The following is a 15,155-nucleotide window of genomic DNA, read 5'->3' as shown; positions in this document are numbered from 1 at the left end:
AAATTAACTATCCAACCGAGAGTGTATATCACTAACGGTGGGCCAGTTTAGCACAAAGAGCGCAAATCCCCTAATTCCAGCCAATTCTTAGTCAGCTTGCTTACGCAGGAACGCCGGGATATCCAGATAATCTGGCTCTTTCGCCGTTTGCGGCGTTGGATCGTTCACTACTTTCGCGGCAGGTTTCTGCTCCTGAGTCAAAGGAGACATACCGTGCTGCTGGTAGCGATCCATTACCGGTTGCTGAGTCTGCTTGTTGGTCACTAAGGTGATCTCAGGACGCTTGTCCATACCGATACCGGTCGCAACAACGGTAACACGCAGCTCGTCGTTCATTTCAGGGTCAAGGGAAGTACCGATCACCACGGTAGCGTTGTCGGAGGCGAACGCACGGATAGTGTTACCCACGGTTTCGAACTCATCCAGACGCAGGTCAAAGCCAGCGGTAATGTTGACCAGCACGCCGCGCGCACCAGACAGATCGATATCTTCCAACAGTGGAGAAGAGATAGCCATTTCAGCCGCTTCTTCTGCACGATCTTCACCGCTCGCCACGCCAGAGCCCATCATCGCGTAGCCCATTTCGGACATCACGGTGCGAACGTCTGCAAAGTCAACGTTCATCAGGCCAGGACGGGTAATCAGTTCAGCGATACCCTGAACCGCGCCTTTCAGCACGTCGTTTGCTGCACCGAATGCGTCCAGCAGGGAGATACCGCGACCCAGAACTTTCAACAGTTTGTCGTTCGGGATGGTGATCAGCGAGTCCACATGCTTGGACAGCTCGGTGATACCCTGCTCCGCGAAGGCCATACGCTTCTTGCCTTCAAAGTTGAAAGGCTTGGTCACGACAGCAACGGTCAGGATACCTAAATCTTTTGCCACTTCAGCTACAACAGGTGCTGCGCCGGTACCCGTACCGCCACCCATACCTGCTGCGATGAAGACCATGTCCGCACCTTCCAGTGCAGCGCGCAGGGCTTCACGATCTTCTTCAGCCGCATTGCGACCGACTTCCGGGTTAGCCCCTGCTCCCAGCCCTTTGGTGATACCACCGCCGATCTGGATAGTCTGGCCTACAGCCGTCTTACGCAGTGCCTGTGCATCGGTGTTAACTGCGAAGAATTCAACACCTTCAATGCGTTCACGCACCATATGCTCTACGGCGTTACCGCCGCCGCCACCGACGCCGATGACTTTAATCACCGCGTCGTTGGTCAGTTCCATAGGTTCAAACATAATTTCTCTCTCCGTTGTGCCTGTCGCCCGAGACCGCTAATTCTCTCCGGTCTCTTAAAAAAATTAAAACTCTTTTCGCAACCAGTTGTTCAGTCGTTTGACCCACGACCCCACTGAGACGCGTTTTTCCACTTCCGCTTCACCACTGAGATGAGATTCCTTCCCGTAGTGGAGCAGGCCCACAGCCGTTGAATAATACGGCTCCTGAGCATAATCCGTTAAACCGGTGATATTCAGCGGCGCACCAATACGCACCTGCGTATGGAACACGCGCTGTGCACAGGCCGCAAGACCTTCAATTTGCGCTGCACCGCCGGTTAATACAATCCCCGCCGCAAGATGATGCTTAACGCCCTGCTGACGAAGCTGTTCCTGTAACTGTAAAATCTCTTCGTTGACCAGGTTGAGCAGCTCGGTATAGCGCGGCTCAATCACCTCTGCCAACGTCTGGCGCTGCAGGCTACGCGGTGGACGACCACCAACGCTCGGCACTTCAACGCTCTCATCTTTGCCAACGATAGACCCCAGCGCACAGCCGTGGCGTACTTTAATCGCTTCTGCATCGCTCGGCGGCGTACCAAAAGCGTAAGCAATATCGCTGGTCACAACGTTCCCGGCATAAGGGATCACTTTAGTGTGGCGCAACGCTCCGCCGGTATACACGGCGATATCCATTGTACCACCACCAATATCGACCACACAGACACCCAGTTCACGTTCATCTTCGGTCAGCACGGAATAACTTGCCGCCAGACCGGCGAAAATAAGTTGGTCAACTTTCAGGCCACAACGTTCAACGGCTTTTACAATGTTCTTCGCCATATCGTTGTGACATGTGATCAGATGCACTTTTGCCTGCATACGCACGCCAGAAAGACCGACCGGGTTCTTGATCCCTTCCTGATAGTCAATCGCATATTCCTGCGGAATGACATGCAGCACGCGATGCTCGTCGCGGACACGCACGGATTTCGCCGTGTGCACGACGTTTTCAACGTCTTCCTGCGTCACTTCTTCTTCGGAAATCGGCACCATACCAATTTCGTTCTGGCAGCTAATGTGCTTACCAGAAAGGGCCAGATAGACAGAAGAAATCTGGCAATCTGCCATCAATTCAGCCTGATCGATGGCACGCTGAACGCATTTCACCACCGATTCAAGATCGTTTACCCCACCTTTATCCATACCACGGGACGGGCAACTGCCTACGCCAATGATATTGACCATACCGTCGGGCAGAACTTCCCCTACTAAAGCGGCAACCTTCGCGGTGCCAATCTCCAGTCCAACTACCAGTTTTCTGTCCGTCGCCTTGATCATTGTTGTTCTGCCTGTACCTGTGCCTGATTCTGTTGCTGATTAGGTTCCTCGACCGGAGCCGGTACCCAACCGACTGCTGCGCCTGAGTCATAGCGCAAATCAACGTAGCTTATCCGTTTGCCGTCAGTCTGTGCCTGCTGCTGTAAAACCGGGTAAAGTTCGACAAAACGCGCCAGACGCTTCATTGTGTCTCCGCGTCCCAGGTTGAGCTTAATGCCGTTCGTTAACGTGAGTTGCCAGGAACGGCGCGCCGTCATGGCTGCATCTTTTAACGTAAACCTGTCCTTCGCCAGCACCTGACCCATTTCGCGAAAACCTTGTAACACTTCGTTTTCGCTGCCTTCAGGGCCATACAACATCGGTAAATTTTGCTTGTTGACACGATCGGCCGGGACGCTGAAGGAATTTCCGTCGACGTCAACCATGTGCTGATCATTCCAACGCGCAATGGGCACATATTCAACCAGATGAATCTTCAATTCATCAGGCCATTGCTTTCTTACGCTCGCCTGTTTTATCCATGGCAGACGTTCTATCTGACTCTGGATAATATTGACGTCCTGCGTCATAAAGGTGCCAGGCGAGCCCAGCGCCAGAATTGACTGGCGAATATCGTCGTTACGCGTGTAGTGACGCTCACCGGTGACCACCAGCTTAGAAAGCGGCAACCGCTGCGCATCTTCCATCCAGCCCAGGACCATCCAGCCGCTGATAAACACGGTGCACAGCACCCCGAGCAGGAAAATGATGCCTGCAAGACGCGTTCCATTACTGCGGCGTGAAGAGGTGTATTCGTCCTCGTCATCGCGGTTGCGCGTGTTCAATGCAGCCTGAGACATATCAGCCCGCCTGGTCCAGAATGCGTACGACTAACTGCGAGAAACTCATCCCCGCCTGACGCGCTGCCATCGGCACAAGGCTGTGGCTGGTCATTCCCGGAGAGGTATTCGCTTCCAGCAGATAAAATTGTCCATCACTGTCCTGCATCACGTCGATGCGTCCCCAGCCGCGGCAACCCAGAACATGCCAGGCTTTAAGCACCAGGGACTGTAAATCTGCTTCACGCTCAGCTTCCAGACCACAAGGGCAGAAATATTGCGTCTCATCAGAGAGATACTTCGCCTCATAATCATAGAAGGTTCCGGCCGGTTGGATACGGATTGACGGTAAAATTTCTTCGCCAAGCATCGCGACGGTAAATTCCGGCCCGCTGAGCCATTTTTCAATCAGAACTTCTTCATCATGTTGAAATGCCAGTGCTAAAGCGGACGAGAGATCGTCAGCTTTGTCGACTTTGGACATTCCCACGCTGGAGCCTTCCCGGCTGGGCTTTACAATAACCGGTAAGCCCAGTTCAGCAATGCGTGCATTAACGCTATCCGGCAGGCCCAATTCAAATTCGCGACGCGTCAGCGCAACCCATGGCGCAACGGGTAACCCCGCGCCCTGCCACAGAAGCTTGCTGCGCAGTTTATCCATAGAGATAGCGGAGGCCATCACGCCGCTGCCGGTGTAAGGCATGCCGATCAAATCCAGAAGGCCCTGCAGGGTGCCGTCTTCACCGCCGCGACCATGCAAGGCGATAAAGACTTTATCGAAGCCCATGGCTTTTAATTGCGTCACGTCGACCTCTTTTGGGTCGACCAGGTGAGCATTGACGCCACCTTCGCGCAGGCCAGCCAGCACGGCCGCGCCGGAGTTCAGGGAAACCTCGCGCTCGGCGGAGGTGCCGCCAGACAGGACAGCAATCTTATCAGCCATGATGCTCATCCTCCTGATTTTGCGGCTTCAGTTTGATTTCAGCTAAGGTACGGGCGATTTTGCCGATATTTCCCGCACCCTGAATCAGAATCAAATCGTTACCCGTCAGGACCGGCGCCAGAATCTCCGCCACCTGCACAGGGTCAGAAACCAGAATAGGGTCCACTTTACCGCGTCCACGGATGGTGCGACATAAAGAACGACTGTCTGCGCCTGGAATCGGAGTTTCGCCCGCTGAATAAACATCCAGCATTAACAGGGTATCAACCTGGGACAGGACGCTGGCGAAATCGTCATACAGATCGCGAGTACGCGTGAAGCGGTGCGGCTGGAAGACCATCACCAGATTTTTGTCAGGCCAGCCTGCACGTGCGGCTTTAATGGTGGCGTCCACTTCGGTCGGATGGTGACCGTAGTCGTCCACCAGCATCGCTGTGCCGGCTTTACCGTTCACGGCGTCCAGCGGGAATTCACCGAGGAAGTCGAAACGACGGCCGGTGCCCTGGAAGCTTTCCAGCGCGCGCAGAATCGCATCATCATCAATGCCTTCTTCCGTCGCAACGGCTACTGCCGCTGCGGCATTGAGGGCGTTATGGCGACCTGGCGCATTCAGCGTGACGTGCAGCAGTTCTTTGTCCTGACGCGCCAGGGTGAAGTGCCCCTGCGCACCAATCTGTTTGTACTCTTCCACGCGGACGTCAGCGTCTTCGCTGAAGCCGTAAGTGGTGATTTGACGGCCCACGCGCGGCAGCAGCTCGCGGATCACCGGATCGTCTACGCACATCACCGCGCGTCCATAGAACGGCAGGTTGTGCAGGAAGTTGATGAAGGTCTGCTTTAAGTTCTCGAAGTCACCCTGGTAGGTATCCATATGGTCAGCTTCGATGTTAGTGACAATCGCAACCATCGGCTGCAGGTGCAGGAACGACGCGTCGCTTTCATCCGCTTCGGCAATCAGATAACGGCTGTGGCCCAGACGCGCATGTACGCCTGCGGCTTTGACCAGACCGCCGTTGACGAACGTCGGATCGAGACCCGCTTCTGCATAAATACTGGAAACCATCGCCGTGGTCGTGGTTTTACCGTGGGTCCCGGCAATGGCGATGCCGTGACGGAAACGCATCAGTTCGGCCAGCATTTCTGCACGGCGGATCACCGGAATGCGCGCTTCGTGCGCGGCAACGATTTCCGGGTTGTCAGAGGAGATGGCGCTGGATACCACCACCACGCTCGCATCGCGCACGTTTTCCGGACGATGGTTGAAATAAATAGTCGCCCCAAGCGACGCCAGCTGCTGCGTAACAGGGTTTGGCGCCAGGTCAGACCCGCTGATCTGATAGCCTTCGTTAGCTAACACTTCGGCAATACCGCCCATGCCAGCACCACCGATGCCAACAAAGTGAATGTGCCGGACGCGACGCATCTCGGGCACGATTGAACGCAGTTTTGCCAGTTGTTGTGTATTCATTCTCTAAACGCCATCGACTACTTAAAATTCATGCAGCGCAACACGCGCTGCGAGGGTTAAGCCTGGGCTGCCAGGCTCACTTCTTTTGCCACCCGTTCCGTCGCATCAGGGATAGCGGCCGCGCGCGCGCGTTGCGCCATCTCCAGCAGTGCGTCTCTGTTCCAGCCCGCCAGGGTGGTGGCGACCGCATCGGCGGTAAATTGTGGCTGCTCAAAAATTTTCGCGGCACCGGCTTTCTCAAGCGGCAGCGCATTCCAGTACTGCTGCCTGTCTTTGTGCTGGAACGGCACAAACAGGGCCGGCAGACCGGCGGCGGCGATCTCGCTCACCGTCAGCGCGCCTGAACGACAGACCACGACATCGGCCCAGGCATACGCTGCCGCCATGTCGTCGATAAACTCTGTGACTTTATGCTGCGGCTGACCTTCGTCTGCGTAAGCCTGCTCAACGGTCTGCTGAGCGCCTTTTCCGCTCTGATGCCAGATGGTCACGGCATCCCCCAGCTTTGCGGCAACCTGCGGCATCGTCTGGTTTAAGATGCGCGCGCCCTGAGAGCCGCCGACGACCAGTACACGCACCGGCCCTTCACGGCCCGTCAGGCGAGCGTCCGGCAGCGGGAGCGCCAGCACGTCCACACGCACCGGGTTACCCACCACGTCCGCTTTCGGGAACGCGCCGGGAAACGCCTGCATGACTTTGGTGGCGATTTTCGCCAGCCATTTGTTGGTCAGACCGGCAATACCGTTCTGCTCATGCAGCACGACGGGAATACCTAACGACCACGCCGCCAGCCCGCCAGGACCCGAGACATAGCCGCCCATGCCCAGCACCACATCGGGCTTAAAGCGCTTCATGATGGTGCGGGCCTGACGCCAGGCGTTAAAAATACGCACCGGTGCCAGCAGCATTGCCTTGAGGCCTTTGCCCCGAAGGCCGGAAATACGAATAAAGTCGATCTCGATACCGTGCTTCGGTACCAGATCGGCTTCCATGCGGTCTGCGGTTCCCAGCCAGCGTACCTGCCAGCCCTGATCCATTAAATGGTGCGCAACCGCCAGTCCCGGGAACACGTGTCCACCGGTACCGCCTGCCATCACCATTAACCGCTTCGGTTGATTCATCGTGAACCTCGTGTAAACGCCTGGGCTTTTTCCAGACGCGTTTCATAATCTATGCGCAACAAAAACATGATGGCCGTCGACATAATCAACAGACTCGAACCACCATAACTGATCAACGGCAACGTCAGACCTTTGGTCGGCAGCATACCCGCTGCGGCCCCGACGTTAACCAATGCCTGGAAGCTAAACCAGATACCAATTGAACAGGCTAAGAATCCTGAGAAGCGGTGATCGATCTCCAGCGCTTTCCGGCCGATGGACATGGCGCGGAAAGCGACGAAGAATACCATTAATAGCGCTAATACCACACCGATATAACCCAGTTCTTCCGCAATAATGGAGAAGATGAAGTCAGTGTGCGCTTCCGGTAAATACTCCAGTTTCTGTACCGAGTTACCCAGACCCTGCCCCCAGACTTCACCGCGACCAAAGGCCATCAGCGACTGCGTCAGCTGGTAACCGCTGCCGAACGGATCTTCCCACGGGTTCCAGAACGAGGTTACACGGCGAATACGGTAAGGCTCGGCGAGGATCAGCAGCACAACCGCCGAAATCCCCATCCCGATGATAGCGATGAACTGCCACAGCTTCGCGCCCGCCAGGAACAGCATCGCCAGGGTGGTAACGAACAGCACGACAACGGTACCGAGGTCAGGCTGCGCCAGCAGTAATACCGCCAGCACCAGAATCACGCCCATCGGTTTTAAGAAGCCGCGCAGGTTGTTACGCACTTCATCTACCTTACGCACCAGGTAGTTAGCCAGGTAGCAGAACAGGGAGAGCTTGGTAAATTCCGCAGGCTGAATACGCAGCGGGCCAAAGGCGATCCAGCGCGATGCCCCGTTAACAGAGCTCCCCACCACCAGTACGATCAGCAGCATAATAATCGAGGCGATCAGCATCGCCGTACTGTGCCGCTGCCAGAACTCCATTGGCAGACGCAAGGTCACCAGCGCCAGACAGAACGCCAGGATGATGTAAAGACCATCACGCTTGGCAAACAGGAAAGGATCGTTCGCCAGACGCTGCCCGACAGGCATTGAGGCTGACGTCACCATAATAAAGCCCACCGCCGCCAGCCCCATCGTGAGCCAGAACAGCGTGCGATCGTACATGACCAGGCTGTCGTTATCTTTTTGACGAGAGCCCATCACCCAGCCTTTGAGCGCCGCAAACACCCATGCCAGGATCCCAAATCCTGGCAGGCGCGGCATTTTCAGGCGAGGGAGAGATAAACGCATTAGCCTAACTCCTTCGCCAGGCGGGTAAATACATCACCACGCTGTTCGAAATTCTTGAATTGATCGAGGCTGGCGCAGGCCGGAGAGAGCAGCACCATATCGCCAGGCTTCACGCGAGGAGCAATCAGCCGCATCGCCTGTTCCATGGTTTCGGTTTGCTCAGCAACCTCAGGGCGCAGCTCAGCCAGCTCGCTGCCGTCACGGCCGAAGCAGTACAGACGGACGTTATCTCCGGAGAGATACGGCTTCAGGGAGGAGAAATCAGCGGATTTACCGTCGCCGCCCAGCAGCAAATGCAGCGTGCCGTCAACGTGCAGGCCGTTCAGCGCGGCCTCCGTGCTTCCTACGTTGGTGGCTTTGGAGTCGTTGATCCAGCGCACGCCGTTGTGCTCCAGCGCCAGCTGGAAACGGTGTGCCAGGCCGGAAAACGTGGTTAACGCTTTCAGGCTGGAAGAGCGCGGCAGCCCGACGGCATCCGCCAGCGCCAGCGCCGCCAGGGCATTGGTATAGTTGTGCTGACCAGTGAGCTTCATCTCTTTCACGTTCAGCACTTTCTCACCCTTCACGCGCAGCCAGGTTTCGCCCAGCTGGCGGTTCAGGTGGTAATCCCCCATCGTGATACCGAAGCTGATACAGCGATCGTCTGCACCACGCACAGGCATGGTCAGCGCGTCATCGGCGTTAACCACGCAGACTTTGGCATTTTCATAAACGCGCAGCTTGGCGGCACGGTACTGCTGCAGGCCAAATGGATACCGGTCCATATGATCTTCAGTCACGTTGAGGATCGTCGCAGCCGCAGCGTGCAGGCTGGAGGTTGTTTCCAGCTGGAAGCTGGAAAGCTCGAGAACATACAGCTCACAGCCTTTATCCAGCAGCATCAGAGCGGGTAAACCAATGTTACCGCCAACGCCGACGTTCACGCCCGCCGCTTTCGCCATTTCACCCACCAGGGTGGTGACGGTGCTTTTACCGTTAGAACCGGTAATGGCGATAACGGGCGCCTGCGCTTCGCGGCAGAACAGCTCGATATCGCCAACAATCTCAACGCCCGCATCCGCGGCAGCGCTCAGCGAAGGGTGCGCCAGCGCCATACCTGGGCTGGCGACAATCAGATCGGCTGCCAGCAGCCAGTCATCATTCAGACCACCAAGGTGGCGTTCAACCTGTTCCGGCAGTTTGTCCAGACCCGGCGGAGAGACACGCGTATCCATCACGCGTGGCGTCACGCCGCGTGCGAGGAAAAAGTCCACGCAGGAGAGCCCCGTGAGGCCCAACCCGATGATAACGACTTTTTTGCCCTGGTAATCTGCCATGATTAACGTACCTTCAGCGTTGCCAGGCCAATCAGCACCAGCATCAGCGAAATGATCCAGAAGCGCACAATCACGCGCGGCTCCGGCCAGCCTTTCAGTTCATAGTGGTGGTGAATCGGCGCCATACGGAAGATGCGCTGACCGCGCAGCTTGAAGGAACCGACCTGCAAAATCACCGACAGGGTTTCAACCACAAACACGCCGCCCATGATCACCAGCAGGAACTCCTGACGCAGCAGTACGGCGATAATGCCGAGCGCACCGCCCAAAGCCAGAGAACCAACGTCACCCATAAAGACCTGCGCCGGATAGGTGTTGAACCACAGGAAGCCCAGCCCCGCGCCGACAATTGCCGTACAGACGATCACCAGTTCACCCGCGTGACGCAGATAAGGGATATGCAGGTAGTTCGCGAAGTTCATGTTACCGGTCGCCCACGCCACCAGCGCAAAACCTGCGGCCACAAAGACGGTTGGCATAATGGCCAGGCCATCCAGACCGTCGGTCAGGTTAACGGCATTGCCGGTACCGACAATCACAAAGTAGGCCAGCAGGATGTAGAACAGCCCCAGCTGTGGCATCACATCCTTAAAGAACGGCACGACCAGCTCGGTGGCTGGCGTGTCTTTCCCGGCCAGATACAGCGCGAAGGCAACGCCCAGCGCGATCACCGACATCCAGAAATACTTCCAGCGCGCGATCAGGCCCTTAGTATCTTTACGAACGACTTTGCGGTAATCATCAACAAAACCGATGATCCCGTAACCCACCAGTACCGTCAGAACGCACCAGACGTACGGGTTGGAGGGATATGCCCACAGCAGCACGGAAACGACGATGGCGGTCAGGATCATGATCCCGCCCATGGTCGGCGTGCCGCGCTTGCTGAAGTGCGATTCCGGACCGTCGTTACGTACAACCTGGCCGAAAGAGAGTTTTTGCAGACGGGCAATCATGCGCGGGCCCATCCACAGCGAGATGAACAGCGCAGTCAGCAGGCTGACGATGGCGCGAAACGTCAGATAGGAAAAGACGTTAAAGCCTGAATAATATTTGACCAAATGTTCGGCCAGCCAAACTAACATGTCCCGTTCTCCTGTAATGCGTGCACAACCTCTTCCATGGCGGCACTACGTGAACCTTTCACTAACACAGTCACAATTTGTTTTTCTGTAATCAACGCCTTAAGGCGCGCTATCAACGCGGCTTTGTCAGCAAAATGCTCGCCAACGCCGCTGGCATGGCTAATCGGCTGGCTCAGTTTTCCCGCGCTCAGCACGCAGTCCAGCCCCGCCGCTTTCGCCGCTTCACCGACCTGGGTATGACAGGCTTCGCTTTCGTCGCCCAGCTCTGCCATATCGCCAACCACCATGATGCGGTAGCCCGGCATTTCAGATAACACCTGCACCGCCGCCGTCATCGAGCCAACGTTCGCGTTGTAGGAGTCATCCAGCAGCAGCTTGTTTTCCGAAAGCTGAATCGGGAACAGGCGTCCCGGTACGGCTTTCAGGTTCGCCAGCCCGGTTTTAATCGCCTCATGCGACGCGCCCACCGCCGTCGACAACGCCGCCGCCGCAAGCGCATTAGCGATATTATGGCGGCCCGGCAGTGGCAGCAGCACATCAACGCCACCCGTTGGGGTGGTGAGGGTGAACTCCGTGCCGTGCGACGTCACATGGATATTGGTCGCGGTAAAATCACTGTTGACCGCATTCGGAGAGAAGCGCCAGGTTTTACGCGAACCAATGATGCTCTGCCAGTTCAGCCAGTCGTTGTTGTCGGCGTTCAGGATGGCGATACCGTCATCCGGCAGGCCGGTGTAAATCTCACCTTTAGCTTTCGCGACGCCTTCCAGCGAGCCAAAGCCTTCCAGATGCGCAGCCGCGAGGTTATTCACCAGCGCGGCTTCCGGACGAGTCAGGCTTACGGTCCAGGCAATTTCGCCCTGATGGTTTGCCCCTAACTCGATCACCGCAAATTCGTGTTCTTTGGTCAGGCGGAGTAATGTCATCGGCACGCCGATGTCATTATTGAGGTTGCCCGCGGTATAGAGCGTGTTGCCGCACTGGCTGAGGATCGCCGCCGTCATCTCTTTCACCGATGTCTTGCCTGATGATCCGGTCAAGGCGACAACGCGCGTAGGGACCTGCTGGCGAACCCAGGCGGCCAGCTCACCGAACGCGAGACGCGTATCTTTCACCACAATTTGCGGAAGATTGATATCAAGCTTGCGGCTGACCAGCAGCGCACCGGCGCCGTTCTCTTTGGCCTGTTCAGCAAAATCATGCGCGTCAAAACGCTCGCCTTTCAGCGCCACAAACAGACAGCCAGCGGTGATTTTGCGGGTGTCCGTCGTGACGGCATCAATCGTCAGGTCTTGCCCGTGCAGGTCGCCCTGCAGGATGGCAGCGGCCTGGCTTAACGTGATGCTAATCATGCCACGACTCCCAGCAGACGCGCTGCCGTTACGCGATCCGAGTAGTCCAGACGGCGATTGCCAACGATCTGATAATCTTCATGGCCTTTACCCGCCAGCAGGACAACATCATTCTCCCGCGCCTGCATGATGGTGTTGGTCACGGCTTCCGCACGCCCTTCCACCACGCGAGCGCGGCCCGCGTCCAGCATGCCCGCCAGAATGTCATTGATGATGGCGCGCGGCTCTTCGGTACGCGGGTTGTCATCGGTCACAACCGGAATATCCGCGAACTGCTCGGCAATAGCCCCCATCAGCGGGCGTTTGCCTTTATCGCGATCGCCGCCGCAGCCAAACACGCACCAGAGCTTACCGGTGCAGTGCAGACGCGCCGCCTCCAGCGCTTTTTCCAGCGCATCCGGCGTGTGGGCATAATCAACCACAACGGTCGGTTTGCCCGGCGCGCTGAACACTTCCATACGGCCGCAAACCGGCTGCAGACGCGCTGAGGTTTTCAGCAGTTCAGCCATCGGATAACCCAGCGCCAGCAGCGTTGCCAGCGCCAGCAGCAGGTTGCTGACGTTAAAGGCGCCCATCAGGCGGCTTTCAATTTCACCTTCACCCCAGGAAGAGGCAAAGCGGATTGTCGCCCCGCTGTCGTGGTAATTCACCTCAACCGCCTTCAGCCAGCGGCCGTGGCAGTTTGGATTGATATGGTCTTCCATCGACACCGCAACCGCATCCGGCAGCTTCGCCAGCCAGCGGCGGCCCACTTCGTCGTCGGCGTTGATGATGGCTTGTCCGTAATGGTGAGTAGAGAACAGCAGCCATTTCGCGGCTTCGTAATGCTCCATATCACCGTGATAATCAAGATGATCGCGGCTCAGGTTGGTAAACACGGAAGCGGCAAATTTCAGCGCCGCGACGCGGTGCTGTACCAGACCGTGGGAAGAGACTTCCATCGCAGCAAAGGTTGCCCCCTGCCCTGCCAGACCGGCAAGCACGTGCTGTACATCTACCGCCGAGCCGGTGGTGTTTTCCGTCGGGCTCACTTTGCCCAGCAGGCCGTTGCCCACAGTTCCCATCACCGCACCAGTTTCACCCAGCAGCTGGGCCCACTGCGCCATCAGCTGCGTAGTAGTGGTTTTACCGTTGGTACCCGTCACGCCAACCAGACGCAGCTGGTCGGAAGGTTCGTGATAAAAACGTCCCGCCAGCGCGGAAAGACGCTCGTTTAACTGGCTGAGATAGATAACAGGCACCCCGTGCATTTCACGGATCTCCCCGTCGGTTGCCTCATCTTTCGCCTCAGCAATAATGGCAGCCACACCTTGCGCAATCGCCTGCGGGATATAACGACGCCCGTCCGCCTGATGACCGACCACCGCCACAAAAAGATCGCCAGAAGCAGCCACGCGGCTGTCCAGTACCATCTCTCGCAGTGCTCGCTCCGGTGCATTTGGCACCCACGGAGCGAGAAGGTCGCGCAAATTACGATCTGCCACCTGTACCCTCGCCTTGATTAATTACAAATTCACTTTTTTCGCCCGTCGCCAGCGCATCCGGTTCAATGTTCATGGTGCGTAACACGCCGCCCATGATAGCCCCGAACACAGGCGCGGAGACGGCGCCGCCGTAGTATTTACCCGCCTGTGGATCGTTTATTACGACCACCAGCGCAAAACGCGGATTGCTTGCAGGCGCAACGCCTGCGGTATAGGCAATGTATTTGTTGATATAGCGGCCGTCCGGCCCCACTTTCTTCGCCGTACCGGTCTTGATGGCGATGCGATAACCTTTGATTGCCGCCTTCACGCCGCCGCCGCCAGGCAGCGCCACGCTTTCCATCATATGAACAACCGTACGGACGGTCGATTCCGGGAAGATTCGCTCACCGGGAACCGGTGGATCAACTTTGGTGATCGACAGTGGACGATAAACGCCATAACTGCCGATCGTTGCGTAGACTCGCGCTAACTGTAACGGTGTCACCATTAGCCCGTAGCCGAAAGAGAAGGTGGCCCTCTCTATGTCAGACCACCGTTGTTTTTGAGGATATAAGCCACTGCGTTCTCCGACCAACCCCAAATTGGTCGCCTTTCCAAGCCCAAAACGTGAGTAAGTCTCTACTAACGCTGAGGACGGCATCGCTAACGCCAGCTTTGAAACACCGACGTTACTCGACTTCTGTAACACCCCGGTCAGGGTCAATTCGCTGTAGCGCGCCACGTCTTTGATTTCGTGACCGTTAATTCGGTAAGGAATGGTATTCAGGACGGTATTTTCATTAACGATACCGCGCTGAAGTGCAGTCATAACCACCATCGGCTTTACGGTCGAACCCGGTTCGAACACGTCGGTGATGGTACGGTTACGCATAACATCCTTCTGCGTACCGGTGAGATTGTTAGGGTTGTAGGACGGGCTATTGGCCATCGCCAGCACTTCACCCGTGTTGACGTCGACTAACACGGCACTGCCCGATTCCGCTTTGTTGAAGGCCACGGCGTTGTTCAGCTCGCGGTAGACCAGCGCCTGTAAGCGCTCATCGATACTCAGCGCAAGGTTGTGTGCGGCCTGGCTGTCCGTTGAGGAAATGTCCTCGATCACGCGACCATAGCGGTCTTTACGCACAATGCGCTCGCCGGGCTGGCCGGTGAGCCATTTATCAAAGCTTTTTTCAACACCTTCAATCCCCTGGCTATCAACGTTAGTAAAGCCAATGAGGTGAGCAGTCACTTCGCCGGATGGATAGTAACGACGGGATTCTTCACGCAGATGGATCCCCGGCAGCTTTAATTTTTTAATATAATCCGCCATATCAGGGTTCACCTGACGCGCCAGATAGATAAAACGCCCTCTCGGGTTGCTATTCACGCGTGAAGCTAACTGGTCCAGCGGCATCTTCAGCGCGTCCGCAAGCGCCTTCCAGCGGTTATCAAGCGTGATACCGCCAGCGTCGTGCAGCTCTTTCGGATCGGCCCAGATCGCCTTCACCGGCACGCTCACCGCCAGTGGACGACCCGAGCGGTCGGTGATCATTCCGCGGGAGGTCGACACTTCCTGGACGCGCAGAGAGCGCATATCGCCCTGGCGTACCAGCATGTCAGGGGCGATGATTTGCAGCCAGGCCACGCGTCCCAGCAGAAAACCCAGCGCGAGTAAAATGCAGCCGCAAAGCAACGCAAAACGCCAACTGACAAAGTTGGCCTGTTCTTCCTGACGTTTTGGTTTTAGCGTTTTTGCCGCTGCTTTCATGCGTCGCGTTTTCCC

Annotated in this window: 12 protein-coding genes; all 12 read right to left on the bottom strand. The window is 56.8% G+C overall.

The features are described 5' to 3' along the window. Positions 1-87: 87 nt before the first annotated feature. Positions 88-1,239 (bottom strand): cell division protein FtsZ, encoded by a 1,152-nt coding sequence (gene ftsZ / locus L370_RS11495; protein WP_008501978.1) that lies wholly within the window; start codon positions 1,237-1,239, stop codon positions 88-90. Between the two features lie 63 nt (positions 1,240-1,302). Beyond that, entirely contained in the window at positions 1,303-2,559 is a 1,257-nt protein-coding gene (gene ftsA / locus L370_RS11500) for a cell division protein FtsA (protein ID WP_023334508.1), read from the bottom strand. Then, positions 2,556-3,398 (bottom strand): cell division protein FtsQ, encoded by an 843-nt coding sequence (ftsQ, locus tag L370_RS11505; RefSeq protein ID WP_023334507.1) that lies wholly within the window; start codon positions 3,396-3,398, stop codon positions 2,556-2,558. Before ftsQ ends, ftsA begins: the two co-directional genes overlap by 4 nt. Before the next feature lies 1 nt (position 3,399). Beyond that, entirely contained in the window at positions 3,400-4,320 is a 921-nt protein-coding gene (locus L370_RS11510) for a D-alanine--D-alanine ligase (RefSeq protein WP_023334506.1), read from the bottom strand. Then, a complete protein-coding gene (murC, locus tag L370_RS11515; RefSeq protein WP_023334505.1) occupies positions 4,313-5,788 on the bottom strand; it encodes a UDP-N-acetylmuramate--L-alanine ligase in 1,476 nt (491 codons plus the stop codon). The genes L370_RS11510 and murC overlap by 8 nt, the downstream gene beginning before the upstream one ends. Positions 5,789-5,844: 56 nt before the next feature. Continuing rightward, on the bottom strand, positions 5,845-6,909 hold the full coding sequence (murG, locus tag L370_RS11520; RefSeq protein ID WP_023334504.1) for an undecaprenyldiphospho-muramoylpentapeptide beta-N-acetylglucosaminyltransferase: 1,065 nt from the start codon (positions 6,907-6,909) through the stop codon (positions 5,845-5,847). Beyond that, the gene (gene ftsW, locus L370_RS11525; RefSeq protein WP_023310395.1) at positions 6,906-8,150 is read right to left on the bottom strand and encodes a cell division protein FtsW; all 1,245 of its coding nucleotides are present in this window, start codon (positions 8,148-8,150) and stop codon (positions 6,906-6,908) included. Before ftsW ends, murG begins: the two co-directional genes overlap by 4 nt. Continuing rightward, positions 8,150-9,466 carry a UDP-N-acetylmuramoyl-L-alanine--D-glutamate ligase gene (gene murD, locus L370_RS11530; RefSeq protein WP_023334503.1) on the bottom strand — a complete coding sequence of 439 codons (1,317 nt, stop codon included), beginning with the start codon at positions 9,464-9,466 and terminating at the stop codon, positions 8,150-8,152. The genes ftsW and murD overlap by 1 nt, the downstream gene beginning before the upstream one ends. A 2-nt stretch (positions 9,467-9,468) precedes the next feature. Further along, on the bottom strand, positions 9,469-10,551 hold the full coding sequence (gene mraY / locus L370_RS11535) for a phospho-N-acetylmuramoyl-pentapeptide-transferase (RefSeq protein ID WP_008501985.1): 1,083 nt from the start codon (positions 10,549-10,551) through the stop codon (positions 9,469-9,471). Then, a complete protein-coding gene (gene murF, locus L370_RS11540) occupies positions 10,545-11,903 on the bottom strand; it encodes a UDP-N-acetylmuramoyl-tripeptide--D-alanyl-D-alanine ligase (RefSeq protein ID WP_023334502.1) in 1,359 nt (452 codons plus the stop codon). Before murF ends, mraY begins: the two co-directional genes overlap by 7 nt. Further along, positions 11,900-13,387, bottom strand: coding sequence for a UDP-N-acetylmuramoyl-L-alanyl-D-glutamate--2,6-diaminopimelate ligase (gene murE / locus L370_RS11545; RefSeq protein ID WP_023334501.1), 1,488 nt, complete (start codon positions 13,385-13,387; stop codon positions 11,900-11,902). The genes murF and murE overlap by 4 nt, the downstream gene beginning before the upstream one ends. After that, the gene (locus tag L370_RS11550; RefSeq protein WP_023334500.1) at positions 13,374-15,140 is read right to left on the bottom strand and encodes a peptidoglycan glycosyltransferase FtsI; all 1,767 of its coding nucleotides are present in this window, start codon (positions 15,138-15,140) and stop codon (positions 13,374-13,376) included. Before L370_RS11550 ends, murE begins: the two co-directional genes overlap by 14 nt. Positions 15,141-15,155 lie beyond the last annotated feature (15 nt).

Source organism: Enterobacter sp. MGH 24 (assembly GCF_000493015.1).
Classification (GTDB): Bacteria; Pseudomonadota; Gammaproteobacteria; order Enterobacterales; family Enterobacteriaceae; genus Enterobacter.
The sequence above is the reverse complement of the archived record's forward strand: the minus strand, read 5'-3'. Positions and strand labels throughout refer to the sequence as shown.

Bases quoted from the DNA above. Each gene is read 5' to 3' on its own strand.
- murC (WP_023334505.1), bottom strand. From the start codon at position 5,788: ATGAATACACAACAACTGGCAAAACTGCGTTCAATCGTGCCCGAGATG.
- L370_RS11550 (WP_023334500.1), bottom strand. From the start codon at position 15,140: ATGAAAGCAGCGGCAAAAACGCTAAAACCAAAACGTCAGGAAGAACAG.
- murF (WP_023334502.1), bottom strand. From the start codon at position 11,903: ATGATTAGCATCACGTTAAGCCAGGCCGCTGCCATCCTGCAGGGCGAC.
- L370_RS11510 (WP_023334506.1), bottom strand. From the start codon at position 4,320: ATGGCTGATAAGATTGCTGTCCTGTCTGGCGGCACCTCCGCCGAGCGC.
- ftsQ (WP_023334507.1), bottom strand. From the start codon at position 3,398: ATGTCTCAGGCTGCATTGAACACGCGCAACCGCGATGACGAGGACGAA.
- murG (WP_023334504.1), bottom strand. From the start codon at position 6,909: ATGAATCAACCGAAGCGGTTAATGGTGATGGCAGGCGGTACCGGTGGA.
- mraY (WP_008501985.1), bottom strand. From the start codon at position 10,551: ATGTTAGTTTGGCTGGCCGAACATTTGGTCAAATATTATTCAGGCTTT.
- ftsW (WP_023310395.1), bottom strand. From the start codon at position 8,150: ATGCGTTTATCTCTCCCTCGCCTGAAAATGCCGCGCCTGCCAGGATTT.
- ftsA (WP_023334508.1), bottom strand. From the start codon at position 2,559: ATGATCAAGGCGACGGACAGAAAACTGGTAGTTGGACTGGAGATTGGC.
- ftsZ (WP_008501978.1), bottom strand. From the start codon at position 1,239: ATGTTTGAACCTATGGAACTGACCAACGACGCGGTGATTAAAGTCATC.
- murD (WP_023334503.1), bottom strand. From the start codon at position 9,466: ATGGCAGATTACCAGGGCAAAAAAGTCGTTATCATCGGGTTGGGCCTC.